24 protein-coding genes are annotated in these 23767 nt (G+C 72.6%); 11 read left to right on the top strand and 13 right to left on the bottom strand.

Features of this window, described 5'->3' with window-relative positions; genetic code table 11:
• Window positions 1-39 precede the first annotated feature (39 nt).
• Entirely contained in the window at window positions 40-1476 is a 1437-nt protein-coding gene (locus NMQ01_RS01250; protein ID WP_255185086.1) for a hypothetical protein, read from the bottom strand.
• 125 nt (window positions 1477-1601) lie between these two features.
• On the opposite strand from NMQ01_RS01250, the gene NMQ01_RS01245 reads away from it, so the two are divergent.
• From NMQ01_RS01245 to NMQ01_RS15935, 3 genes are read left to right on the top strand one after another with little or no spacing between them, the layout of a single operon-like run.
• Complete coding sequence (locus NMQ01_RS01245; protein WP_255185085.1) at window positions 1602-2858, top strand: nucleotide sugar dehydrogenase; 1257 nt, start codon at window positions 1602-1604, stop codon at window positions 2856-2858.
• Complete coding sequence (locus NMQ01_RS01240; RefSeq protein ID WP_255185084.1) at window positions 2855-3754, top strand: ABC transporter permease; 900 nt, start codon at window positions 2855-2857, stop codon at window positions 3752-3754. Before NMQ01_RS01245 ends, NMQ01_RS01240 begins: the two co-directional genes overlap by 4 nt.
• Complete coding sequence (locus NMQ01_RS15935; protein WP_369694830.1) at window positions 3747-5498, top strand: ATP-binding cassette domain-containing protein; 1752 nt, start codon at window positions 3747-3749, stop codon at window positions 5496-5498. The genes NMQ01_RS01240 and NMQ01_RS15935 overlap by 8 nt, the downstream gene beginning before the upstream one ends.
• 75 nt (window positions 5499-5573) lie before the next feature.
• Here NMQ01_RS15935 and NMQ01_RS01230 read toward each other — a convergent pair whose 3' ends face one another.
• Window positions 5574-6716, bottom strand: coding sequence for a glycosyltransferase family 4 protein (locus NMQ01_RS01230; RefSeq protein ID WP_255185083.1), 1143 nt, complete (start codon window positions 6714-6716; stop codon window positions 5574-5576).
• Window positions 6717-6918: 202 nt separating this feature from the next.
• Between NMQ01_RS01230 and NMQ01_RS01225 the strand changes: the two genes are divergently transcribed.
• Window positions 6919-7116 (top strand): DUF3073 domain-containing protein, encoded by a 198-nt coding sequence (locus NMQ01_RS01225; protein ID WP_255185082.1) that lies wholly within the window; start codon window positions 6919-6921, stop codon window positions 7114-7116.
• A gap of 10 nt (window positions 7117-7126) precedes the next feature.
• On the opposite strand, the gene NMQ01_RS01220 is transcribed toward NMQ01_RS01225, so the two are convergent.
• Genes NMQ01_RS01220 through NMQ01_RS01205 form a run of 4 tightly spaced genes read right to left on the bottom strand, consistent with a single transcriptional unit; the run spans window position 7127 to window position 10776 of the window.
• The gene (locus NMQ01_RS01220; protein ID WP_255185081.1) at window positions 7127-7714 is read right to left on the bottom strand and encodes a LuxR C-terminal-related transcriptional regulator; all 588 of its coding nucleotides are present in this window, start codon (window positions 7712-7714) and stop codon (window positions 7127-7129) included.
• Between the two features lie 20 nt (window positions 7715-7734).
• A complete protein-coding gene (gene purM / locus NMQ01_RS01215) occupies window positions 7735-8868 on the bottom strand; it encodes a phosphoribosylformylglycinamidine cyclo-ligase (RefSeq protein ID WP_255185080.1) in 1134 nt (377 codons plus the stop codon).
• Window positions 8865-10388, bottom strand: a complete 1524-nt coding sequence (purF, locus tag NMQ01_RS01210) for an amidophosphoribosyltransferase (RefSeq protein ID WP_255185079.1) — start codon at window positions 10386-10388, stop codon at window positions 8865-8867. Before purF ends, purM begins: the two co-directional genes overlap by 4 nt.
• A 31-nt stretch (window positions 10389-10419) precedes the next feature.
• Window positions 10420-10776, bottom strand: coding sequence for a MerR family transcriptional regulator (locus tag NMQ01_RS01205; RefSeq protein WP_255185078.1), 357 nt, complete (start codon window positions 10774-10776; stop codon window positions 10420-10422).
• Window positions 10777-10836: 60 nt separating this feature from the next.
• Here NMQ01_RS01205 and NMQ01_RS01200 point away from each other — a divergent pair, with 60 nt between their 5' ends.
• Both NMQ01_RS01200 and NMQ01_RS01195 read left to right on the top strand, forming a co-directional pair.
• A complete protein-coding gene (locus NMQ01_RS01200) occupies window positions 10837-11043 on the top strand; it encodes a hypothetical protein (protein ID WP_255185077.1) in 207 nt (68 codons plus the stop codon).
• Window positions 11044-11232: 189 nt separating this feature from the next.
• On the top strand, window positions 11233-11361 hold the full coding sequence (locus NMQ01_RS01195) for a hypothetical protein (RefSeq protein ID WP_255185076.1): 129 nt from the start codon (window positions 11233-11235) through the stop codon (window positions 11359-11361).
• A gap of 3 nt (window positions 11362-11364) precedes the next feature.
• Here the strand turns inward: NMQ01_RS01195 and NMQ01_RS01190 are convergent, their stop codons facing one another.
• Window positions 11365-11598: a hypothetical protein gene (locus NMQ01_RS01190; protein WP_255185075.1), complete on the bottom strand. Its 234-nt coding sequence runs from the start codon at window positions 11596-11598 to the stop codon at window positions 11365-11367.
• A gap of 22 nt (window positions 11599-11620) precedes the next feature.
• On the opposite strand from NMQ01_RS01190, the gene NMQ01_RS01185 reads away from it, so the two are divergent.
• The gene (locus NMQ01_RS01185; protein WP_255185074.1) at window positions 11621-12667 is read left to right on the top strand and encodes a Gfo/Idh/MocA family protein; all 1047 of its coding nucleotides are present in this window, start codon (window positions 11621-11623) and stop codon (window positions 12665-12667) included.
• Here the strand turns inward: NMQ01_RS01185 and NMQ01_RS01180 are convergent.
• Complete coding sequence (locus tag NMQ01_RS01180; RefSeq protein WP_255185073.1) at window positions 12651-13028, bottom strand: sterol carrier family protein; 378 nt, start codon at window positions 13026-13028, stop codon at window positions 12651-12653. The genes NMQ01_RS01185 and NMQ01_RS01180 overlap by 17 nt on opposite strands.
• Window positions 13029-13179: 151 nt before the next feature.
• On the opposite strand from NMQ01_RS01180, the gene NMQ01_RS01175 reads away from it, so the two are divergent.
• The gene (locus NMQ01_RS01175; RefSeq protein ID WP_255185072.1) at window positions 13180-15345 is read left to right on the top strand and encodes a bifunctional UDP-sugar hydrolase/5'-nucleotidase; all 2166 of its coding nucleotides are present in this window, start codon (window positions 13180-13182) and stop codon (window positions 15343-15345) included.
• Between the two features lie 129 nt (window positions 15346-15474).
• Window positions 15475-16290 carry a spermidine synthase gene (locus NMQ01_RS01170; protein WP_255185071.1) on the top strand — a complete coding sequence of 272 codons (816 nt, stop codon included), beginning with the start codon at window positions 15475-15477 and terminating at the stop codon, window positions 16288-16290.
• Window positions 16291-16293: 3 nt separating this feature from the next.
• Here NMQ01_RS01170 and NMQ01_RS01165 read toward each other — a convergent pair whose 3' ends face one another.
• Both NMQ01_RS01165 and NMQ01_RS01160 read right to left on the bottom strand, forming a co-directional pair.
• A complete protein-coding gene (locus NMQ01_RS01165) occupies window positions 16294-16962 on the bottom strand; it encodes an HAD family phosphatase (RefSeq protein ID WP_255185070.1) in 669 nt (222 codons plus the stop codon).
• Complete coding sequence (locus NMQ01_RS01160; RefSeq protein WP_255185069.1) at window positions 16955-17413, bottom strand: MarR family winged helix-turn-helix transcriptional regulator; 459 nt, start codon at window positions 17411-17413, stop codon at window positions 16955-16957. Before NMQ01_RS01160 ends, NMQ01_RS01165 begins: the two co-directional genes overlap by 8 nt.
• Window positions 17414-17567: 154 nt before the next feature.
• On the opposite strand from NMQ01_RS01160, the gene NMQ01_RS01155 reads away from it, so the two are divergent.
• Window positions 17568-18719, top strand: a complete 1152-nt coding sequence (locus tag NMQ01_RS01155) for an MFS transporter (RefSeq protein ID WP_255186400.1) — start codon at window positions 17568-17570, stop codon at window positions 18717-18719.
• Between the two features lie 98 nt (window positions 18720-18817).
• Here NMQ01_RS01155 and purL read toward each other — a convergent pair whose 3' ends face one another.
• The 3 genes from purL to purS are packed head-to-tail and all read right to left on the bottom strand — an operon-like array spanning window position 18818 to window position 22046.
• Window positions 18818-21091: a phosphoribosylformylglycinamidine synthase subunit PurL gene (gene purL, locus NMQ01_RS01150; RefSeq protein ID WP_255185068.1), complete on the bottom strand. Its 2274-nt coding sequence runs from the start codon at window positions 21089-21091 to the stop codon at window positions 18818-18820.
• Entirely contained in the window at window positions 21088-21759 is a 672-nt protein-coding gene (gene purQ, locus NMQ01_RS01145) for a phosphoribosylformylglycinamidine synthase subunit PurQ (protein ID WP_255185067.1), read from the bottom strand. Before purQ ends, purL begins: the two co-directional genes overlap by 4 nt.
• Entirely contained in the window at window positions 21756-22046 is a 291-nt protein-coding gene (gene purS, locus NMQ01_RS01140) for a phosphoribosylformylglycinamidine synthase subunit PurS (RefSeq protein ID WP_255185066.1), read from the bottom strand. Before purS ends, purQ begins: the two co-directional genes overlap by 4 nt.
• Before the next feature lie 62 nt (window positions 22047-22108).
• Between purS and NMQ01_RS01135 the strand changes: the two genes are divergently transcribed.
• The gene (locus NMQ01_RS01135; RefSeq protein WP_255185065.1) at window positions 22109-23764 is read left to right on the top strand and encodes an AarF/ABC1/UbiB kinase family protein; all 1656 of its coding nucleotides are present in this window, start codon (window positions 22109-22111) and stop codon (window positions 23762-23764) included.
• Window positions 23765-23767: the final 3 nt, after the last annotated feature.

The raw sequence follows: 23767 nt of genomic DNA, 5'->3' as shown, positions 1-23767 counted from the left end.
GGGCGGCCAACCTTGCAAGACCCTAGGGTTTTGCAGAGTTCAGCGGCCGGGGCGGTAGATCCAGCGCAGGATGTCGGAGCGGGCGCGGCGGTAGTCCGCAGACGCCCCCTCGACGAGGTGCTCGACGGGCTCATCACCCACCCGGTGCGCGGGCAGGTCCTCGGTGATCCGGAGCGGACGGCGGCCCCGCGCAGTCGCGCTGGCTCCCGCGCCGACGCGCTCGCCCACAACCTCCACCCGCGTGCGCGGGTCGGGCAGCGCCCGGCGCCACGCCGGCGGCCCCCACGGGGCACCGGCGGCCAGACCGGCCGGCACGGGCGCGGTGGCGGCGAGGTCGACGAACAGCCGGGCCGTCTCGGCCCCGCCCGTCGTCGCCGGCAGCTGCGCACAGGCATCCCGCAGCTCGGCCGCCGCAGCCGGGTCGAGCAGGCGGGTCACGGCCGCCCGCATCCCCTCGGCGTCACCGGGGTCGACGCTCAGGCAGGCACCCGCGGCGGCGAGCGTCGCCGCACGGCCGGGCTGGTCGTCGGTGCCCAGCGACTGGCCGGGGACGAGGACGGTCGGGATCCTCGCGCCGAGCAGCTCGTGCACGGAGTTGTAGCCCGCGGCGCTCACCGCCCCGTCGAAGGCCGCGAGCGAGCGCGCGAGCGGATAGGTGTCGGTGAGCAGGTGCACGTCCTCGCCGTCGCGGCCGATGCCGTGGCGGGCCAGGGCCGGGCTCGTCACGGCGACCTGCCACTCGGGAGCGGAGCGGCGCAGCACGTCGAGCGCGACCCGCACCGGGCTCGCGACGTCCTCGAGGGCACCGGTGCCGGGGGTGAGCAGCAGCGCCGGCCGGTCGGGGTCGAGCCCGAGCGCGGCCCGCGCCTGCGCGCGGTCGTGCCGTTCGATCGCGTCCGCGATCGAGATCGGGGCCACCCGGGTCGCGTCGTCACGGGCGGCGGTCGGCCCGCGGTCCCCGGCGGCGGCGAAGTCCCCCGGCTCGACGACGAGGTCGAAGATCCCGGCGTGGGCGAGCCACTCGTCGCCGACGCCGGCGCGCCACATCCCCCGCCGCATCCAGACGAAGGGGGTGCCCGCCAGCTGCTCGCGGGCGGCCCGCAGCCCGGCATAGGGGACGACGCCGTCGAAGAGGACGAGCCGGGCGCCGGTCTCGGCGACGAGCGCCCGCAGCCGGTCGGCGAAGTACGGCTCCCAGCCGTAGGCGGGGTGGAGCTCACGCAGCCGCCGGGAGGGACCCCCCTTCGGCAGCCATCCGCTCTTGCGGCTGGGGCAGTACTCCGTGCGCACCCCGGCCAGCTCCGGCAGGCGTCCGGCCGCGACGGCGGTGCGGACCGTCGGCAGGGCCCCCGAGAGGGACAACAGGACGGGGTCGAGCGTGTCCGGCGCGCTGAGCGCGACGGTGAGCTGCCGGGTGAGGTGGCCCATCCCCACGCCGTTGCTCGTCACGAGCAGGACAGGGAGGCGCTGCGACATGCGGCCCACTGTATGGCGGCGATGGTCATCGTCCCGACAGGGCCGGCCGGTATGATCGCGCCAGCCACCGGAGACCCGGTTGCCCCCTGGAACCCCGGGGAGCACGACAACGAGAAGGATGCACAGTGGCGGACGTCGCGATCATCGGCCAGGGATATGTCGGACTTCCCCTTGCCCAGGAGGCCTCCAAGGTCGGGGTCAAGGTCCTCGGCTTCGACATCAACCAGGGCGTCGTCGACGCGCTGAACTCGGGCGTCTCCCACATCGACGACCTCTCGGACGACGACGTCCGCGCGATGATCGACGCCGGCTTCGAGGCGACCACCGACCCGGCCCGCCTCGACGAGGTCAAGACCATCGTCATCTGCGTGCCGACCCCCCTCTCGGAGGACGGCGGCCCCGACCTCGGCCCGATCAACTCCGCGGTCAAGACGATCAGCGAGCACCTGCAGCCCGGTCAGACGATCATCCTCGAGTCGACGACCTACCCGGGCACGACCGACGAGGTCGTGCGCCCGGTCCTCGAGGCCGGCGGCCTCGTCGCCGGCAAGGACTTCTTCCTCGCCTTCTCCCCCGAGCGCATCGACCCGGGCAACGAGCAGTTCGGCGCCAAGAACACCCCCAAGGTCGTCGGCGGCCACACCCCGGCCTGCGGTGACGCGGCCGCGGCCTTCTACGGCCAGTTCGTCGACACCGTCGTGCGCGCCAAGGGCACCCGCGAGGCCGAGACGGCCAAGCTGCTCGAGAACACCTACCGCCACATCAACATCGCCCTGGTCAACGAGATGGCGCGCTTCTGCCACGACCTCGACATCGACCTGTGGGACGTCATCGCGGCGGCCAAGACCAAGCCCTTCGGCTTCCAGGCCTTCTACCCCGGCCCCGGCGTCGGCGGTCACTGCATCCCGATCGACCCCAACTACCTGTCGTACAACGTGCGCGCCAAGCTGGGCTACCCCTTCCGCTTCGTCGAGCTGGCCCAGGAGATCAACTCCACGATGCCGGCCTACGTCGTGCAGCGGGCGCAGAACATCCTCAACGAGGACAGCAAGTCGCTGCGCGGATCGACCGTCCTGCTCCTCGGTGTCACCTACAAGCCCGACATCGCCGACCAGCGCGAGTCGCCGGCGGTCCCGCTGGCCCAGCAGCTGATCGCGAAGGGGGCGAGCGTCCAGTACTTCGACGCCAAGGTCGAGGACTGGAAGGCCGTGCCCGAGGCGACCCGCGCCGACGACCTCGACGCCGCCGTGGCCGCCGCGGACCTGACGGTCCTCGTGCAGAACCACAAGTCCTTCGACGTCGAGGACCTGGCGAGCAAGGCCCAGCGCTTCTTCGACACCCGCGGCGTGGCGGCCGACAGCGACAAGGTCGAGCGCCTGTGACGGAGGCCCCCTCGCGGGCCCCCCTCCCCCCGGCTCTCTCCACCGACGAGGCCGCGGAGCTCGCGGCCAGGCACGGGCTGCGGACGCTCAGCGAGCGTCCGCCGCTGCGCCAGTACGTCGCGGACATCTGGCGGCGGCGGTCCTTCGTCTGGACCCTGTCGTCGGCGCAGTCGTACGCGAAGAACGAGGACAACCACCTCGGTCAGGTCTGGGCGGTGCTCAACCCGCTCTTCCTGATCCTGAGCTACTACGCGATCTTCGGCCTGCTGCTCAAGACGAGCCGGGGGGTCGACAACTTCGTCGGCTTCCTCGCGATCGGCGTCGTGATGTTCTCCTTCACGTCGACGGTCGTCACCCGCGGCGCCAAGGCGATCACGGGCAACCTGTCGATCGTGCGGGCGCTGCACTTCCCCCGGGCGATCCTGCCGATCTCGATCACCCTCACCGAGCTCATCGCGCTGCTGCCCGCGCTCGGGCTGATCCTCGCGCTCATGCTCTTCACCGGTGAGCGGCCGACGTGGGAGTGGCTCCTCTTCCCCGTCGCCGTGGTCATGCAGGCCCTGGCCCTGTCGGGCCTGGCCATGATGGCCGCGCGGCTGGTCAACGCCTCGCGCGACCTGGGCAACCTCATCCCGGTCGTCGTGCGGCTGCTGCGCTACGTGTCGGGCGTCTTCTTCCCCGTCGTGCACTACGCGCAGAACCTGCCGGACGCCGTCGGCAACGTCCTGATCTACCAGCCCTTCGCGCTCATGCTCAACATCGGCCGGCAGTCGCTGCTCGGGGACGAGAGCATCATCGCGCGCGACTGGCTGATGATGGCCGCCTGGGCGATCGCCCTGCCCGTCATCGGGCTGCTCGTCTTCTGGCGCGACGAGGCGAGGTACGGCCGTGGCTGAGCAGGCACCCGAGCAGGTGACGATCGGCGACCCGACGGTCGTCGTCAGCCACCTCGACGTCAAGTACGCCGTCTACGGCGGTGGCCGCATGGGCAGCCCCTCCGGGCAGGGCGAGTCGCGCTCGCTCAAGGACCTCGTCGGGCGCCGTGAGCCGCGGGTGCGCGAGGTGCACGCGGTCAAGGACGTCAGCTTCGTCGCCCGGCACGGCGAGTCCATCGGCATCATCGGCCGCAACGGCTCCGGCAAGTCGACGCTGCTGCGTGCGGTCGCCGGGCTGATCCCCCCTTCGTCCGGCCGCCTGTGGGTGGCCGGTGAGCCCTCGCTGCTGGGGGTCAATGCCGTCCTCATGAGCAAGCTGAGCGGCGAGCGCAACATCTACGTCGGCGCCCAGGCGCTCGGCCTGACCCGCGACGAGATCCGCGAGCGCTTCGACGACATCGTCGAGTTCTCCGGCATCGGCGACGCGGTCTACCTGCCGATGAGCACCTACTCCTCCGGCATGGGCGCGCGGCTGCGCTTCGCGATCTCGACCGCGGCGGCCCCTGACGTGCTGATGATCGACGAGGCGCTCGCGACCGGTGACGCCGACTTCCGCGCCAAGAGCGCCGAGCGGATCGCGGCGATCCGCGAGCAGGCCGGCACGGTCTTCCTCGTCTCGCACTCCAACGGCAACATCCGGCAGATCTGCGACCGCGTGCTGTGGATGGACCAGGGTCGGCTCATCGCCGACGGCCCGACCGAGGAGGTCCTGCCGCTCTACGAGGAGACCCTGCCCAAGCGCGCCAAGAAGCGGGCGGCCACCCCGACGGAGCCCGAGGTGCCGGGCACCCGGCGGTTCGGTGGCGACTCGCGGGTCGACGTCGCCACCTCGCTCACCCGGCACACCTGGGAGCCCGGCGTCGACGGCGCCTTCGTCGTCAGCGTGCACAAGGTCGCCACGGCCCGCGTCGTCGCGCCGATCGCGGCACGGCTGGGCTGGCCGCTGCTGTGGGTACGCCCCGGCTCGGTGCCCTCGACCACCCGTGACGAGATGCGCCGGCTCGACCCGCAGCGCGTCGTCGTCGTCGGTGGCGAGGACCTCGTCGCGGCGTCGACGGCCGACCGTCTCGAGGACATGCTCGGCCGGCCGGTCGAGCGCATCGGCGAGGACGACCCCGCCATCACCTCGGCCCGGCTGCTGCGCGACTTCCCGCCGCGCGACCGAGAGGTCGTCCACGTGACCCTCCCGGCGAGCGGTGGCCGCGCCCCCGCGATCTCGCAGATGGCCGCCGAGAGCGGTCGGGCGGTCGTCGTGTGCGAGGAGACCCACGTGCCCGACGAGCTCGTGAGTGCCCTCGCCGACCTCGCGCCCGAGCGACTCATGCTCGACGGCAACGAGGAGGACTGGTCGCTCGACGTCGTCCAGCGCCTGCAGGAGGCGACCGGCGCCGAGGTGACCTTCGGGCCGACCGAGGGCCCGATGGCCCTCGCCGCGGGCCTCTACGCCGACGCGCCGACCGGTGGCACGGTCCTCGTCTCGGCACACACGACGGGGGTCGAGACGCTCAGCGCGGTCGTCGCCGCGGCGCACACCGGCAGCCCGCTGCTGCTCCTGCGCAGCGACCGGGTCCCGGCGGCGGTCAGGCGCACCCTCGAGCGCCTCGCCCCGACCGAGATCGGCCTCGCCGGCACGATCGACGGGCTCTCCCCTGCCCTGCGGGCCGAGCTCGGCGAGCTCGTCCCCGCGTCGTCCTCCGAGGCCTGACTCCCACGCCGGGTCGATGTACGACGGTGCGCTGGGACGCACCCGCACACATCGAACCCCGGCACAGGCTCCGCGTCAGCGCCGGGGCGAGCGGGCGGCGGCGACCTCGGTGAGGGCCGCGACGAAGGCGGCGCCTCCCTTCGCCCAGTCGTAGCGCTCGCGCACGAGCTCACGACCGCGGCGCCCCATCGCCGCGGCCTCCTCCGGCGTCCGCCACAGGCGAAGCACGGCATCGGCGGCCGCCTGCACGTCCTCGAAGGGCACGACGAGACCTCCCCCGGACTCCTCGACGAGCTCGCGGGCCAGCGGCAGGGGCGTCGTGACGGCCGGGACGCCGTGGGCGAGGTACTCGACGACCTTTGTCGGCATCGAGCCGCGGTAGTTGGGCAGGTCGCGCAGCAGCGCGAGCCCGGCGAGGGCGCCGTCGATGGTCGCCATCGCCCGCTCGGCGGGCTGGAAGCCGTGCCACACGACGATCCCCTCGGCGACCCCGGCCTCCATCGCCGCCCGCGAGGCCTCGTCACGGGCCGGGCCGACGACCTCGAGGGTGATCGCCCCGTCGGACCCGGCATGCGCCCGCCGGGCCACCTCGACCATCGCCTCGCTGCCACGGGCGGTCGTCAGGTTGCCGACGTGCACCAGGCGTGCGCCCCCAGCCGGAGGGACCGTCTCGGGCACGACGACGGCATTGGGCACGACGGTGTGCTCGCGGCGGAAGCGCCCCGCGTAGGCGTGCTCGGCGAGCAGCAGCGGGTGCCGGCGCTCGACGAGTCGCTCGGCGCCGCGCCAGGCGGCGGCCACGGGACGCCGCAGGGGGGCCGGCAGCCAGTCCTTGACGACGAGGGCGCCGGCGGGGTCCTCGTGCACGTCCCAGACGAGGTGGCGCAGCCCCAGCCCGGCGACGGCCGGCACGAGCTCGGGGTCGTGGACGAGGACGACGTCGTGGTCGGGCGCGAGCCGCCGCACGGCCGCGCGGGCGGCCCGGGCGGCGGCCAGCCGGTCACGCCCGGCGGCCCGGGGCAGGTCGCGGCAGGTCAGGCCGTCGGCCGGTGCGGGCACGGCCAGGTCGTGGGCGACGAAGGGGGCGAGATAGGTGACCTGCCAGCCCGCCGCGAGCAGCGCGGAGATCTCGCGATGACGGATCCGGGAGTCCTGCGGGTGGTGCACGACGGTGACGACGAGGGCGCGAAGGGGGGTCCCCGCGGTGGTCCCGCTCACGTCAGCTCCTGTCGTCGTGCCGTCCGGGCCGATCCTACGTCTCGCCGCGCCGGACCGATGGGACGGAACAGCCGTGGACCATGTACCGTTGGCCTCACGAGAAACCACACAGATCCGGGTCCGCTCTGGTAGTTCTGCCGTCCCCACGGGGCGGCGGGAGGATCAGCGCCGACCCGCACTAGCGTAATGAGGGGGTCACGCCATGGGGCGCGGCCGAGCGAAGGCGAAGCAGACCAAGGTTGCCCGCGAGCTGAAGTACTACTCGCCGGACACCGACCTGCGAGCGCTGGAGGCGGAACTTCACGGTCAGTCCAACCAGCCGACGCGGCGCACCACGCGCGACGACGTCGACGAGACGGACGACGACGACTACGACGCCTGGAGCACCCCCGAGCGGTGACGCTCCGGGGTCAGATCAACCCCTGACGACGCGCCTCCGCGGCAGCCGCCTCACGGCGCCGCACCCCGAGACGACCGTACGTGTGGGACAGGTGTGATTTCACGCTCGAGAGGCTGAGGTAGAGCCGCTCGGCGATCTCTTGGTTGCCCAGGCCCGCGTCGACGAGCCGCAGCACCTCGACCTCCCGCTCCGTCAGCGGCGGCGCCTCGCGCCGCACCCGCTGCACGAGCGGGCCGGTCGTCGGCTGGTCGAGCTCGGCGACGTCACCCCGGGCGGCAGCCCGCAGCGCGGCACCGATCTGCACCGGCGTGCTCGACTCCGCGAGGCAGCCGTGCGCTCCTGCGGTGATGACCTCGTCGGCGAGGTGGGTCTCCTCGGTGAGGACCACCCACGCGGGCCGCTCGGGCGCCCGCACACCACGCAGCAGACCGACCGGGCCCTGCGCATGCCCGAGGTCCCCGAGCAGCACGACGACGTCGACGTCGGGCGTCGAGGCGATCTCGTGGACCGTCGCGGCAGGGGTGAGCAGGTCGAGGTCCGGCTCTGCGGCCAGGACGGCGACGAGGGCCTGGCGGCGACGCTCGTCGGCGTCGGCCACGAGGACCCGTACCGCGGGTGTCAGGCGTGCTCCCCGACGACCTGCACGGCCCCGCCGTGCACTCCCTTCGCCCCCTGGACGACCTCGACACCGGCCACCGGCTCGGTCGTGGCGGCGTCGGCGACCTCGCCGAGGACCCAGGCGTCGATGCCGGCCGCTCGGGAGCGGGCGATGGCCGCGTCCACGCTGGCCTGCGGCAGGGCCGCGACGAAGCCGATGCCCATGTTGAGGGTCCGCTCGAGGTCGGCCCGCGGGACGGCACCGAGCTCACCGACGAGCGAGAAGATCGGCGGCGGCGTCCAGGACGCGCGGTCGACGCGGGCGATGGTGCCCTGCGGGAGCACCCGGGCGAGGTTGGCCGCGAGGCCACCGCCGGTGACGTGGCTGAGGGCGTGCACGTCGACGTCGTCGGCGCGCACGAGGTCGAGCAGGGCCCGCGAGTAGATGCGGGTCGGCTCGAGCAGCTCGTCGCCGAGGGCGCGGCCGAGCTCGTCGACGTGACGGTCGAGCTGCCAGCCGGCGGCGGCGATGACGCGGCGCACGAGGGAGTAGCCGTTGGAGTGCAGGCCCGAGGAGGCCAGCGCGACGACGACGTCGCCCGCAGCCACCCGGTCGGGACCGAGGACCTCGTCGTGCTCGACGACACCGGTCGCGGCACCGGCGACGTCGTACTCGTCGGGGTCGAGGAGGCCGGGGTGCTCGGCGGTCTCGCCGCCGACGAGGGCGACACCCGCGAGCTCGCAGCCCCGCGCGATGCCGCCGACGATCGCGGCGATGCGCTCGGGCACGACGCGGCCGGTGGCGATGTAGTCGGTCATGAAGAGCGGCTCGGCGCCGCAGACGACGATGTCGTCGACGACCATGCCGACGAGATCCTGACCGATCGTGTCGTGCCGGTCCATCGCCTGGGCGATGGCGACCTTCGTGCCGACACCGTCGGTGGAGGTCGCGAGGACGGGTCGGTGCATGCCCTGCAGGGCGCTCGCGTCGAACATCCCGGCGAAGCCGCCGAGGCCGCCGAGGACCTCGGGGCGGGTGGCGCGGCGGACCGACTCCTTCATCAGGTCGACGGCCTTGTCACCGGCCTCGACGTCGACGCCGGCGTCGGCGTAGGTGATCGGGGTCTGCGACGGGGTGGTCTCGGGGGTCGTCACGGGCGTCGTACCGCTTCCTCGGTCGGGGTGAACTCCAGCTCGAGCAGCGACTTGCCGAGACGGTCCTCGCTCGGCAGCTCCATCGGGTAGGTCCCGGAGAAGCAGGCCGTGCACAGCTCGTCGCGCGACTGCTCGGTCGCCGCGATCATGCCGTCCTCGCTGATGTAGCCGAGCGAGTCGGCGCCCAGCGAGGTGCAGATCTCGTCGACACCGAGCCCGGTGGCGATGAGCTCGGCCCGGGTGGCGAAGTCGATGCCGAAGAAGCAGGGCCACTTGATCGGTGGCGAGGAGATGCGCACGTGCACCTCGGCGGCACCGGCCTCGCGCAGCATCCGCACGACGGCCCGCTGGGTGTTGCCGCGCACGATCGAGTCGTCGACGATGACCAGCCGCCGGCCCTTGATGACGTGGTGCAGGGGGTTGAGCTTGAGCCGGATGCCGAGCTGGCGGATCGTCTGGCTCGGCTGGATGAAGGTGCGGCCGACGTAGGCGTTCTTGACCAGGCCCTGGCCGAAGGGGATACCCGACTCCTGGGCGTAGCCGATGGCGGCCGGCGTGCCCGACTCGGGCGTCGCGATGACCAGGTCGGCCTCGACCGGGTGCTCGCGGGCCAGGGCGCGGCCCATCTCGACCCGGGCCTCGTGGACCGTGCGCCCGTTGATCGTCGTGTCGGGGCGGGCCAGGTAGACGTACTCGAAGACGCAGCCCTTGCGCGTCGGCTCGGCGAAGCTGCGGGTGCGCAGGCCGTCCTCGTCGATGGCGACGAGCTCGCCGGGCTCGACCTCGCGGACGAAGGAGGCGCCGACGATGTCGAGCGCCGCCGTCTCGGAGGCGACGACCCAGCCGCGCTCGAGCCGGCCGATGACGAGCGGGCGCAGGCCCTGCGGGTCGCGGGCGGCGTAGAGGGTGTCCTCGTTCATGAAGACGAAGCAGAAGGCGCCGCTCAGCTGGGGCAGCAGCTCCATCGCCGCCTCCTCGAGGGAGCGGTCCTGCTCGCCGGCCAGGAGCGCGGTCACGAGGGCGGTGTCCGTCGTGTTGCCGCGGCGCAGCTCGCCCTTCGACAGGCCCCGCCAGGTGCCGTCGACCTCGGGGGTCTCGGAGCGCGACTCGACGAGCTCGAGCAGCTCGGCGGAGTTGATGAGGTTGCCGTTGTGCGCGAGCGCGACCGTGCCGGCGTCGTGGCCGCCGAGGGTGGGCTGGGCATTTTCCCACGTGGACCCGCCGGTCGTGGAGTAGCGGCAGTGGCCGACGGCGATGTGACCGCGAAGGGTGGACAGGCTCCGCTCGTCGAAGACCTGGGAGACCAGCCCCATGTCCTTGTAGACGAGGATCTGCTGGCCGTTGCTCGTGGCGATGCCCGCGGACTCCTGCCCGCGGTGCTGCAGGGCGTAGAGCCCGTAGTAGGTCAGCTTGGCGACGTCCTCACCCGGCGCCCAGACGCCGAAGACACCGCAAGCATCCTGCGGTCCCTTCTCGCCGGGGAGCAGGTCGTGGGACAGGTTTCCGTCTCCGCGTGGCACGAGGTCCAGTCTCCCACACGGCCCGCGCCGCTCAGCCCCCCAGCCGGGTGCTGAGCACGCCCAGCACGGCGGCGATCTCGCGACGGCTGCGATCCAGCTCACCGATGCGCGCATCGAGGACCTCGAGCTGGTCCCGCAGGATGTCGGCCCGCTCCGCGTCGCTCATGGTCGACCAGTGCTGCATCCGGGTGCGCATGTCGTCGAGGCCGAAGCCCGCGGCCCGACCGGCGAGGACGAGGGCCAGACGCTGCTCGGCCTCGGGCGTGTAGTCGCGGTAGCCGTTGGGCAGGCGCCGCACCTGCCCGGGGCTGAACATGTCGCGCTCCTCGTAGTAGCGGATCGCCGACGGCGCCAGGCCCGTGCGGCGGGCGAGCTCTCCGATGCGCATGCCTGCTCCCGGCTCTCGAGGACTTGACCTTCAAGCCGCTTGAAACTCTGGCGTCGAGCCGTGACCACGCCCCTCGCCCTCGCCGCCGCCGCACTCTTCGTCTGCCGACTCGGTCTCTTCGCGCTGCTGCACCTGCGGCCCGGGGGGATCGACCCCCTTCGGCACGCGGTGAGCGACTACGCGCGCTCGACGTCACCGGCGACGCGGCGCCTCGCCACGGCGGCGTCGCGGCCGCCGCCTGGGCCGTGCTGGGTCTGGCCGCGCTGACCGTGCCGGCCCCCGCCCGCAGCGTGCCGCTCGGGCTCTGGCTGCTGGCACTGGCCGCGGTGCTCGCGACGATGCTGGTTCACCATCGCCTACTCGACGATCGGACCGACCGGGGACCTGCTCGTCCGGCTCACGGGGGCGGCGCCGCCCGGCCTGGCCCTGCTCGACCACGTCGCCGCGGTCGCGCTCGTGTGCCTCGTCGTCTCGCTGGTCGTGCGGCCGCTGCGGTCGCGGACCTTCGGGGTGAGCGAGCGGGCCTTCATCCTCGCCGTCACCCTCGCACCGCTCGTCTCGGCGGTGGCGTTGGCGCGGGCCTGAGGACTACTTGCGATAGGTGAGCAGGGCGACGACGACCGCGCCGACGAAGCCACCGACGCACAGGCCGAGCACGCTCATGAAGCCGAGGGCGGCGCCCGGGTCGTAGTCGATGTTGAAGCCGGCGTTGCGGTCGGGGCCGAGCATGCTGACGACGCCGAAGACGACCAGGCCGATGATCGCCCCCGTCACGATGAAGGGGACGGGCTTGGGGTTGCTCCGGGGACGCTGCGCACTCACGCCTCCATCGTAGGTTGGATCCATGAGCAGCCAGCGCCCGCATGCCGATGTCCCCGGGATGAAGCTCCCTGCGCCGCGCACCCCCGACCCGGCGGCCGCGCCCGGTCTGCGGTGGGGCCTGCTCGGTGCCGGGTGGATCGCCGGGCAGATGGCGATCTCGCTGCGCGGCACCGCCCAGCAGGTCGTCGCGGTCGGCTCGCGGGACACGCAGCGCGCGCAGGCCTTCGTCGGCGAGCACGTCCCCGGCGCGCGGGCCCACGGCAGCTATGCCGACCTCGTCGCCGACCCGGAGGTCGACGTCGTCCACGTCGCCAGCCCGCACAGCGAGCACCTCGAGCACGCGCTCCTCGCGATCCGCGCCGGCAAGCACGTGCTCGTCGAGAAGCCTCTGGCCCCCACGGCCGACGAGGCCGCGCAGATCGCCGCCGCAGCCCGCGAGGCCGGCGTCTTCTGCATGGAGGCGATGTGGACCCGCTTCCTCCCCCACATCGACGTCCTGCGCCAGGTGCTCGACGCCGGGATGCTCGGCGAGGTGAGCACGGTGCTCGCCGACCACTCGATCCAGCTCTGGCCCGACGGCCCCGAGCGGCTGGCGAGCCCGGACCTCGCGGGCGGCGCGATGCTCGACCTGGGGATCTACCCGCTCTCCTTCGCCTCGCTCGTCCTCGGCGGGATCAGCTCGGCGGCCGGCCTGGGCTCGCTCACCGACCGTGGCGTCGACCGTCGGGTCGCCTTCGTCGTGCAGGGCCCGAGCGGGGCCGTCGCCTCGTGCGCCACCGACATGTCCGTCTCGTCGCCGACCACCGCCTCGGTCAACGGCACGTGGGCCCGCCTCGAGCTCGAGACGCAGTTCTACACCCCGACGACGATGCGACTGGTCGGCGCCGACGGCGTCGTCCTCGACACGATGGCGGGCGACCCGATCGAGAAGCACCGCGGCCTGCGGCACGAGGCCACGGAGGTGGCCGTGCGGGTCACCGCCGGCGAGACCGAGTCGCCGGTCATGCCCCTCGCCGAGAGCGTGCGGGTGCTCGAGGTCGCCGAGGAGCTGCTCAGCTCCCTTCGGTGAGCGGGAGGTGGGCGGACAGGTCGGTCCGCTGACCGCTCACCCGCACCCGGCCCGAGGCGACGCCGTCGGCCCACGCGAGGTCACCGACGGCCAGCTCCAGCCAGGTCTGCGGGTCGGTTTCGACGACCGCCGGCGGGGTGCCGCGGGTGTGCACCGGCCCCTCGACGCACTGCGCCGCGGCGAAGGGAGGCACCCGCACCTCGACGCTGCGGCCGGGGGCCACGTCGGCGAGCTCGGCGACCGTGTGCCGCACCGCGGTCGCCACCGTCGCCCGGTCGACCGCCGAGCGGTCGTCGCTGGCGGACCACGCGTGCAGCGCGGCCCACCCTTCGTCCACGGGAATGCGTCGTCGTCCGGCCACGGCGTCAGTCTCCCACCACCAGAGGTTCACCCGACCGTCAGGAAACCTCCCCCCTTCGTCCTGCGCCCGTCTCCCCGGTAGGGCACGATCGGGTGCGATGCGCCCGGTGTCGGGCACGTCACACACCCCTGTTTGTCCCGGAGGAACCCACATGTCCCTGAAGAAGAGGGGCGCGTCGCTGCTCGTCGGAGCGGGTGCGGTCGCCGCACTCGTCGCCACGGCCGGCACCGCCCACGCCGCCGACCCGGTCCAGCCCGGATCGATCGACCCCGTCCTGACCACGGTCAACCTGCTGAACTTCAACGACTTCCACGGTCGCATCGACGCCGACAACAAGGGCACGCTCGGCAAGTCCTTCGCGTGCACCGTCGTCTCGACGCGCGCGGCGCTCGGCGAGGACTCGACGGCGCTGCTGTCGGCCGGCGACAACATCGGGGCCTCCCCCTTCACCTCCTCGTCGCAGCAGGACCTGCCGACGATCCAGTTCCTCAACGCGCTCGGGCTCAAGGCAAGCGCCGTGGGCAACCACGAGTTCGACCAGGGCATGTCCGACCTCACCGGCCGGGTCTCCCAGGCGGCGGACTTCGACCTGCTGGGGGCCAACGTCTACGAGCGCGGCACGACGACGCCCGCCCTCGACGAGTACACGATCATCGAGGTCTCCGGGCTCAAGGTCGGCGTCGTCGGCGCGGTCACCGAGCAGACCGCCTCGCTCGTCTCCCCCGCCGGCATCACGGGCGTCGACTTCGGCGACCCGGTCGCCGCGGTCAACCGCGTCGCGGGCCAGCTCAAGGACGGCGACGCGACCAACGGCGAGGCCGACATCGTCGTCGCCGAGTACCACGAGGGCGCGACCACCGGCGACGACACGAGCACCCTCGACGAGCAGGTCGCGGCGGGCGGCGCCTTCGCCGACATCGTCAACGACACGGCCGGCGAGGTCGACGCGATCTTCACCGCGCACACCCACCGCACCTATGCCTGGGACGCCCCCGCCCCCGGTGGCGGCACCCGCCCCATCATCCAGTCCGGCTCCTACGGCAACCCGCTCGGCCAGGTGCAGCTCGGCTTCGACCCGCAGACGCGCAAGGTCACGCAGTACTCCGCGACGAACCTCAAGGTGAGCGCCCCGACCGCGGACTGCGCCGCCGACCCGGCCTACGTCGAGGCCGCCGCGATCGTCGACACCGCCGTCAGCGAGGCCGCCGAGGTCGGCAAGCAGGTCGTCGGCAAGGTCTCGAGCGACATCACGACCGCCTTCAGCGCCGCCGGCGGCCGCGACGACCGTCAGCGCGAGTCCACCCTCGGCAACCTCACCGCCGACATCTGGCTCGACGCGCTCAACCAGCCCGGCCGCAGCGGCGCCGACATCGGCATCATGAACCCCGGCGGTCTGCGCTCGGACCTCATGTACGCCCCGACGGCCGCCGAGGCCCCCGGCGAGGTGACCTACGCGGAGGCCGCGTCGATCAACCCCTTCGCCAACACGCTGATGACGGTCGACATCACCGGCGCCCAGCTGCGCACCCTGCTCGAGCAGCAGTGGCAGCCCGAGGGTGAGTCGCGGCCCTTCCTCAAGCTCGGCCTGTCCGACAACGTCACCTACACCTTCGACCCGGACGCGGCGAAGGGCAGCCACATCACCTCGGTCATGGTCGACGGTGCGCCCGTGGACGAGGCCGCGACCTACACGATCGCTTCCGGCTCCTTCCTCATCAGCGGCGGTGACAACTTCACCGTCCTCGGCGAGGGCACCGACCGCAAGGACTCGGGTCTCATCGACACCGACGCCTTCATCAACTACTTCGGTGCCCGCGACGTCGTCGAGCCCGACTACCGCAAGCAGGCCGTCGCGATCAGCGGTCAGCCGAGCGAGCTGACCGAGGGCGAGCAGGTCTCCTTCACCGCCTCCGGCTTCGACATGACCTCCAAGGGCGCCCCGACGGCCACCGAGGTCGAGGTCTTCGTCGGCGAGACCTCCGTCGGCACCTTCCCGGTCACGGCCGGTCTGGTCGACGGCGTCCCGACCCGCAACGGCACCGCGGACATCAGCTTCACCGCCCCCGCGGGCGTCACCGGCGACAGCACGGTCCGCCTCGTCGCCGCCCCGAGCGGCACGACGGCGAGTTTCCCCGTCACGGTGACCGCTGCCGAGACCGGCGGCGGTCACGGCGACGGCAACGGCAAGGGCACGGGTCCCGGTACGGGCAAGGGCCACGGCAAGGGCAACACCGGCGACCACCCCGGCCAGGGCAAGGGCCGCACCGGCGAGCACCCGAGCCAGGGCAAGGGGCGGGCGACCGGCCTCGTCCGGTGACGATCGCCTGACGCACGACCCGAAGGGGGTCACGCACCGGTCGGTGCGTGGCCCCCTTCGCGTCTCGAGGGCCTCGCGAGGGCTCGGCCACCTCGACGACCGAAGCGGCACCTGTGTGAGGGTTGCCCCATGGCGGAGGTCGAGTTCGTGCCGGATGAGCACGGCGGTGTGACGGTGATGCGCGACGGGCACCCGCAGAGCCACGTCGACGTCGACGACCCCGAGCACCTCGTCTTCGAGTACGTGCAGCACATGGCGGCCGTGCTCGACGCCGTCCACCCCGCGCCGGAGCCGATCGGCGTGACCCACGTCGGCGGGGCCGGGCTGAGCCTGCCGCGCTGGGTGCACGCGACCCGGCCGGGCTCGCCGCAGATCGTCCTCGAGCCCGACGAGGCGCTCACCACGGCCGTCCGCGAGCAGCTACCGCTGCCCCGCGGGCACCGGATCCGCGTGCGGCCCCAGCTCGGCCGACCCGGTCTCGAGGCGCTCAAGGACGCCTCGGCCCATGCAGTCGTCGTCGACGCCTTCGACGAAGGGAGGGTCCCGGCGGACCTGCAGACGGTCGAGTTCTTCGGGCACGTGGCGCGGGTCCTGCGGCCCGACGGCGTGCTCGTCATGAACTCCCCCGACGAGCCGGGCTGGCGGCATCTCGCCGATGTCGTTGCCGGACTGCGAGCGGCCTTCTCCCCCAACGGCTCTCTGGCCCTCGTCGCGATGCGCGACGTCATCAAGGGGCGCCGCTACGGCAATGCCGTGCTCGCCGCCGCGCACCGCCCGCTCGACCTCGACGAGATCCGGCGGCAGGTGGGGCGCTGGCCCTTCCCCTCGGGGGTGCTCGGCGCGAACGAACTGGCCCGGCGCACGGCCGGCGGCCGCGCGCTGACCGACGCCGACTCGCGGCCTGCGCCGACGGCTCCCGATCCGGGAGCCTGGCGGGTGCGCTGACCCTCAGCCCGCGCCGGTGATCCGGGAGACGACCGAGGGCAGGTCGGTCATGTCGGTGATGACCGCGGTCGCCTCGTCGAGCCAGCCGGCCGGGGTCATGTCGCTGTGGTAGCCGACCGCCGGCATGTCGGCGGCGACGGCCGCCTCGACGCCCGCGCGACTGTCCTCGACGACGACGCACCGGTCGGGGGCGAAGCCCATGGACTCGGCGGCGAGGAGGAAGACGTCGGGTGCCGGCTTGCCGCGCTCGACCTGCTCGGCGCTGAAGCGCGCGGACTCGGGGAAGAGTCCCTCCAGCCCGGTGCGCGCGAGCTTCGCGCCGATGGCCGCACGGAGCGAGCCCGAGGCGACGCACACCTGCAGGCCCAGCTCGCGGACCGCAGCCACCGCCTCGGCAGCACCCGGGACCGGCTCCAGCTCCTCCTGACTGCGGGCGAACTCGGCCCGCCAAGCGCGCTCCCACTCGGGATCCGGCACGGCGCCGGTCAGCTCGGTGAGGGTGACCCGGTTGTCCTTGTAGGCCTTGCCGACGAAGGTCTCGACGGCATCGGCCTCGGTGAAGTCGACGCCGGCGTCGCGCATCATGCCGGTCCACGTGCGTACGTTGAGGCGCTCGCTGTCGACGAGCACCCCGTCGCAGTCGAAGATGACGAGCCAGGGGGCCTCAGGCATGGGTCGGGACGACCTCGAGGGCGTGCAGGGCATCGACGAGGGGGGCGAGCTCGGGTTGCTCCTGCGCCTCGTCGAGGGCCTGCTCGAGCACCCGGTGGTGCGTCGGCCGGGCCGTCTCCAGCAGCTCGCGCCCGGCGGGTGTCAGCTCGGTGTAGATGCCACGGCGGTCGTCGGCGCAGATGATCCGGGTGAGCAGGCCGCGGTCCTCGAGCCGGTTGACCAGGCGGGTCGTCGCGCTGCTCGACAGGGCAGCGGCACGGGCGAGCTGGGACATGCGCATGTGCCAGCCCTCCTGCCGGCTGAGTGCGTCGAGGACGGTGAACTCCACGACGGACAGGCCGTGCTCGCCCTGCAGCTCACGCTCGAGGACGGCCTCGATGTGACCGTGGAGCGCGGCGAGGGTGCGCCAGCCGCGGGCGCGGATCTCGACGGCGTCATCAGCGATTCCCATGACCCAAGATTAGCAGTCGACTTGCAACAACCCGCGCGTGCAACTAGTTTCCCTTCCCATGACCACTACTTGCACACGCGCTCTATCGGCGCAGGACGCATCGACGGACGAGGTCGACCCGACGACCGGGGCGACGCCCCCTTCGACCCGACGGGTGCCGGCCGGGCTCGTCGCCCTGGCCGCGGGCGGCTTCGGCATCGGCCTGACGGAGTTCGTCATCGCCGGCCTGCTGCCGGAGGTCGCAGCCGACTTCCGCGTCGACGAGGCGAGCGCGGGCTGGCTCATCTCCGGCTACGCGCTGTCCGTCGCCGTCGGCGCGATCGTGCTCACCGCGGCCGTCACCCGGCTGGACCGCAAGCGCGTCCTCCTCGGCCTGATGACGCTCTTCATCGCCGGCAACACCCTCTCGGCCGTCGCCGGCAGCTACGAGGCGATGCTCGCCGGCCGGGTCGTCGCGGCCCTGTGCCACGGCGCCTTCTTCGGCATCGGCTCGGTCGTCGCCGCCTCGCTCGTGGCTCCGGCGCGACGCTCGGCCGCCATCGCGGTGATGTTCACCGGCCTGACCGCAGCCAACGTCCTCGGCGTGCCGCTCGGCACCCTGCTCGGTCAGCAGCTCGGCTGGCGCTCGACCTTCTGGGCGATCACCGCGATCGGCGTCCTCGCCTTCGTCGCCATCGCCACGCTCGTGCCGCGCGGCGCTGGTCAGGGCGAAGGGAGCGCCTCGCTCCGGCACGAGGTGGCCGCCTTCCGCGAGCCCCAGGTGTGGCTCTCCCTGCTCATGACCGTGCTCGGCTTCGGCGGGATGTTCGGTGCCTTCACCTACATCGCCTTCCTGCTCACCGACGTCTCCGGCTTCGCGTCGGCGACGGTGCCGTGGCTGCTCATCCTCTTCGGCGGTGGCCTCTTCGTCGGCAACACCCTCGGCGGCCGGGCGGCCGACCGGTCGGTGTCCCGGGCTCTCGTCGGCTCCCTCGCGGCGCTGACGCTCGTCATGATCGGCTTCGCGCTCGTCGCGAGCTCGCCCTGGTTGGCCGTCGTCGCGCTGGTGCTCATGGGCGGCTTCGGCTTCGCCACCGTCCCGCCGCTGCAGACCCGGGTCATGTCCTGGGCGGGCGATGCCCAGACCCTCGCGTCGGGCGCCAACATCGCGGCCTTCAACGTCGGCAATGCCATCGGCGCCTGGCTCGGTGGCCTGACGATCGCGGCTGGCCTGGGCTACACCTCGCCGCTGTGGGTCGGCGCCGCCATGGCTGCGGCGGCGCTCGTCGTCAGCCTCGGCGCGGACCGGCTGGCCCGAGGTCGCTGAGGCTGCACCCCCCTTCGCCAAGGAGACCCCGCGCCCACGAGCTGTGGCCGACCACCCGGAGGTGATCGGCCACAGCTCGCTGGTGCGGTGGGAGGGGCTCAGCCGAAGTAGCGGGCCATCGTCCCGGTGTGGGCGGTGCGCATCTCGTCGAGGCCGAGGTCGAGGGCGTCCTTGACCTTGAGCCGGTCACCGTCGGTGACACCGAGGCGGGCGACGGGCACGCCGTGCGTCTCGGCGATGCCGACGACCGTGGCCACGTCGGCCTCGGAGCGGACCGTGACGAGGGCACGAGCCGTCGACTCGGAGTACAGCGCGGTGAAGGCGTCGATGCCGTCACGCTCGAGCACCGGGGTCAGGTCGACCGAGGCACCCGTGCCGCCGGTGAGCACCGACTCGGCCAGCGCCACGGCGAGGCCGCCGTCGGACAGGTCGTGCGAGCTGGCCAGGGCACCGCGGCGGGCCGCGTCGACGAAGAAGGACGCGAGCGCCTTCTCCGCGGCGAGGTCGACCCGCGGCGGCTGCCCGCCGAGGTGACCGTGCAGGGCGTGCGCCCACTCGCCGCCGTCGAGCTCATCGCGTGTGGCGCCGAGGAGCAGCACGACCTCGCCGGGGGCAGCGAAGCCGGAGGCGACCGAGGTGGCGACGTCGTCGATGACCCCGAGGACGCCGACGACGGGCGTCGGGTGGATCGCCGTCTCGCCGGTCTGGTTGTAGAAGGAGACGTTGCCGCCGGTCACCGGGATGCCGAGCTCGAGGCAGGCGTCGAAGAGCCCGCCGATGGCCTGCTGGAACTGCCACATGACGCCCGGGTCCTCCGGCGAGCCGAAGTTGAGGCAGTCGGTGACGGCGAGCGGCAGGGCGCCGGAGGTCGCGACATTGCGGTAGGACTCGGCGAGCGCGAGCTGGGCCCCGGCATAGGGGTCGAGCCGGCCGAAGCGGCCGTTGCAGTCCGTCGAGACGGCGACGCCCAGGCCGGACTCCTCGTCGACGCGGATGACGCCGGAGTCGTGCGGCATGGCCCGCTTGGTGTTGCCCAGGACGTAGCGGTCGTACTGGTCGGTGACCCACGACTTGTCGCAGATGTTGGGCGAGGCGAGCAGCGCGAGCAGGTCGGCGCCCAGGTCCGCGGGACGAGGAAGGGAGGAGCTCGCGTCGGCCTGCACCGCGTCGATCCACTCGGGCCGGGCGATCGGACGCTCGTAGACAGGCCCGTCGTGGGCGACGGAGCGCGGCGGCACGTCGACGATCGTCTCGCCGTGCCAGGTGATGACGAGCCGGTCGCCGTCGGTGACCTCGCCGAGGACGGCGGCCTCGACGTCCCAGCGGCCGGTGATCGCGAGGAAGGCGTCGAGCTTGTCGGGCGCGACGACGGCCATCATGCGCTCCTGCGACTCCGACATGAGGATCTCCTCCGCGCGGAGGGTGGAGTCGCGCAGCGGCACCTTGTCGAGCTCGATCTGCATGCCGCCGTCACCGGCGGACGCGAGCTCGGAGGTCGCGCAGGACAGCCCGGCTCCGCCGAGGTCCTGGATGCCCTCGACGACGCCCGCGGCGTAGAGGTCGAGGCAGCACTCGATGAGCACCTTCTCGGCGAAGGGGTCGCCGACCTGGACGGCGGGCCGCTTGGCGGGGCCACCCTCCTCGAAGGTCTCGGAGGCCAGGACGGACACACCGCCGATGCCGTCGCCGCCGGTCTTGGCGCCGAAGAGGACGATCTTGTTGCCGGTGCCCGACGCGTTGGCGAGGTGCAGGTCCTCGTGACGAAGGGAGCCGACGCACAGCGCGTTGACGAGCGGGTTGCCCTGGTAGCAGTCGTCGAAGACGATCTCGCCGCCGACATTGGGCAGCCCGAGGGAGTTGCCGTAGCCGCCGATGCCCTTGACGACGCCGGGCAGGACGCGGGCGGTGTCGGGGTGGTCGATGGCACCGAAGCGAAGGGGGTCCATCACCGCGATCGGGCGGGCGCCCATCGCCATGATGTCGCGGACGATGCCACCGATGCCGGTCGCGGCACCCTGGTAGGGCTCGACATAGCTCGGGTGGTTGTGGGACTCGACCTTGAAGGTCACCGCCCAGCCCTGACCGATGTCGATGACACCCGCGTTCTCCCCGATGCCGGCGAGGGTCTTGCCGAGCGGGGTCTCGGCCGGCAGGTCACCGAAGCGCTTGAGGTGGACCTTGGAGGACTTGTAGCTGCAGTGCTCGGACCACATGACCGAGTACATCGCCAGCTCGGCGCTCGTCGGGCGACGGTCGAGGATCTCGCGGATGCGCTCGTACTCGTCGGCCTTGAGCCCGAGCTCGGCCCACGGCTGCTCGGTGTCGGGGCTGCCCTGCGCGACGGTCACGGTGTCGAGGTTGCTGACGGTCACGCGGACACCACCTGCTCGAGGACGGACGTGAAGAAGGTGCGGCCGTCGAGGCTCGGGCCGAAGCCCTCCTCGACGGCGTGCTCGGGGTGCGGCATGAGGCCGACGACGTTGCCGCGCTCGTTGGTGATGCCGGCGATGTCGCGGGAGGAGCCGTTGGGGTTGCCGCCGACGTAGCGGAAGGCGACCTGTCCCTCCCCTTCGAGCCGGTCGAGGGTGGCCTCGTCGGCGACGAACTGGCCGTCCTGGTTCTTCAGCACGATGCTGATCTCCTGGCCGGCCTCGAATCCGGAGGTCCACGCCGTCGAGGTCGACTCGACGCGCAGGACCTGGTCCTTGCACAGGAACTTGCGGTGGTCGTTCTGGATCATCGACCCGGGGAGCAGGTGCGACTCGGTGAGGATCTGGAAGCCGTTGCAGATCCCGAGGACCGGCATCCCTCCCTTCGCCGCGGTGATGACCTCACCCATGACCGGGGCGAAGCGGGCGATGGCCCCGGCGCGCAGGTAGTCGCCGTAGGAGAAGCCGCCCGGGATGACGACCGCGTCGACGCCGTGGAGGTCCGCGTCGCCGTGCCACAGGGCGACGGCCTCGCCGCCGCAGAGGGTCACGGCGCGGCGGGCGTCGGAGTCGTCGAGGCTGCCGGGGAAGGTGACGACGCCGATCTTCACGCGCCGGCCCCGGTGATCGGCGCCTGCTCCGGCTCGTCGCTCGTGAGCTCGTGGACGCTCACGACGTCCTCGATGACGGGATTGGACAGGAGGGTCTCGGCGGCCTCGCGGGCCGACGCCAGGTGCGCCTCGGTCACGTCGCCGTCGACGGACAGCACGAAGCGCTTGCCCTGCCGCACGTCGGTGAACTGGTCGATCCCGAGCCGGGGCAGCGCCCCCCGGACCGCCTGGCCCTGGGGGTCGAGGATCTCGGGCTTGAGCATGACGTCGACGACGATGCGTCCCACGGGGAATCTCCTGGTGCGAAGGGGGTGCGTCCGCGGCGAGTCTAGTTGGGCAGGATGGACCCATGAGCAGCAGCCGGTACTCCGACCTCGTGCGACTCCTCCTGCGTCACGGCCGGGGTGACCTGCTCGCCGGAGCGCAGCAGGACGATCTCGGCGCCGACGAGGACCTGCCGGACGGGGCGACGAAGGGGGCGAAGGCCTTCGCCGCGGACCTCGAGGCGATGGGGCCCACGTACATCAAGCTCGGCCAGCTGCTCTCCACGCGCTTCGACCTGCTGCCGCCGGCCTACACCCAGGCCCTGACCCGGCTGCAGGACTCGGTGGAGCCCTTCCCCTTCGAGCAGGTCCGCGAGATCGTCGAGGAGGAGCTCGGGGCGCGGATCAAGGACCTCTTCGCGTTCTTCGACGAGGAGCCGCTCGCGGCCGCCTCGCTCGGCCAGGTCCACCGGGCGACGACCCGCTCCGGGAGGGACGTCGTCGTCAAGGTGCAGCGTCCCGACGTGCGCGAGGCGGTCCGCGGCGACATGGACGCCCTGGACACCGTCACCGGCCTGGCGGACAAGCACACGAGCATCGGTCGCTCCTACGGTCTCAACCAGCTGCTGCGCCAGTTCCGCCGCTCGCTCGTCGACGAGCTCGACTACCGCCGCGAGGCGCGCAACCTGCTGCGCTTCATCGAGCTGACCGCCGAGCACGACCGGCTCGTCGTGCCGGAGCCGGTGATGCAGCTGACGACGAGCCGGGTGCTGACGATGGAGCACATCGAGGGCCGCAAGGTCACCGACCTCGGGCCTCTGGCGCTCATCGACCTCGACGCCCGCCCGCTCGTGGAGCAGCTCTTCCACTGCTATCTGCGGATGATCCTCGACGACGGGGTCCTCCACGCCGACCCGCACCCGGGCAACCTGCTCGTCACCGACGACGGGCGCCTGGCCCTGCTGGACCTCGGGATGGTCGCGACGGTGCCCCAGCGGGTGCAGACGCACGTCACCAAGCTCCTGCTCGCGATCAACGATGGTGAGGGCGAGGAGGCCGCAGCCGTCCTGGCGGACATGGGCCACCCTCTCGAGGACCACGACGCCGCGGCCTTCCGCGACGACGTGGCGCACCTCGTGAGCGAGGCGGTGGCCAGCGGCTCCGATGTGCAGGCCGGCCGACTGCTCGTCGAGCTGTCGCGCCTCTCGGGGGTCCACGGCCTGCGACCACCGGCGGAGATGGCGATGATCGGCAAGGCGCTGCTCAACCTCGACCAGACGACCATCCACCTCGACCCGGACTTCTCCCCCGCGGACGCGATCCGGGACAACGTGTCCGACATCTTCGCCTCGTCGCTCAAGGTCTCGCCCGGAGGGCTGCTCACGGCAGCCATCGAGACCAAGGAGTTCACCGCGCAGCTGCCCAAGCGGGCCAACCGGATCCTGGACACCCTCGCCCGCGGCGAGATGCGGGTGCGGGTCGACGCCATCGACGAGCAGCGGCTGCACCTCGTGCTCCAGCGGGTCGCCAACCGGCTGACCCTCGGCCTGATCATCGCGGCAACGATCATCGGCGCGGCGATGATGATGCGCGTCGAGACCGACGCGCGCATCCTCGGTTTCCCGGCGATCGCTATGGTCTTCTTCACCGTCGCCGTGCTGGCGGCCGTCGCGCTCGCGGTGCACATCGTGCTCACCGACCGGGAGATCGCGCGCAACCACCCTTCGCGTGAGGAGGACTAGCCC

Origin of the sequence: Janibacter sp. CX7, from assembly GCF_024362365.1 — a bacterium.
In the GTDB taxonomy this organism is placed as follows: domain Bacteria; phylum Actinomycetota; class Actinomycetes; order Actinomycetales; family Dermatophilaceae; genus Janibacter.
This window is presented reverse-complemented; position numbering and strand designations above follow the sequence as displayed.

Bases quoted from the DNA above. Each gene is read 5' to 3' on its own strand.
- NMQ01_RS01250 (WP_255185086.1), bottom strand. From the start codon at position 1,476: ATGTCGCAGCGCCTCCCTGTCCTGCTCGTGACGAGCAACGGCGTGGGG.
- NMQ01_RS01225 (WP_255185082.1), top strand. From the start codon at position 6,919: ATGGGGCGCGGCCGAGCGAAGGCGAAGCAGACCAAGGTTGCCCGCGAG.
- NMQ01_RS01205 (WP_255185078.1), bottom strand. From the start codon at position 10,776: ATGCGCATCGGAGAGCTCGCCCGCCGCACGGGCCTGGCGCCGTCGGCG.
- NMQ01_RS01185 (WP_255185074.1), top strand. From the start codon at position 11,621: ATGAGCAGCCAGCGCCCGCATGCCGATGTCCCCGGGATGAAGCTCCCT.
- NMQ01_RS01175 (WP_255185072.1), top strand. From the start codon at position 13,180: ATGTCCCTGAAGAAGAGGGGCGCGTCGCTGCTCGTCGGAGCGGGTGCG.
- NMQ01_RS01170 (WP_255185071.1), top strand. From the start codon at position 15,475: ATGGCGGAGGTCGAGTTCGTGCCGGATGAGCACGGCGGTGTGACGGTG.
- NMQ01_RS01165 (WP_255185070.1), bottom strand. From the start codon at position 16,962: ATGCCTGAGGCCCCCTGGCTCGTCATCTTCGACTGCGACGGGGTGCTC.
- NMQ01_RS01160 (WP_255185069.1), bottom strand. From the start codon at position 17,413: ATGGGAATCGCTGATGACGCCGTCGAGATCCGCGCCCGCGGCTGGCGC.
- NMQ01_RS01135 (WP_255185065.1), top strand. From the start codon at position 22,109: ATGAGCAGCAGCCGGTACTCCGACCTCGTGCGACTCCTCCTGCGTCAC.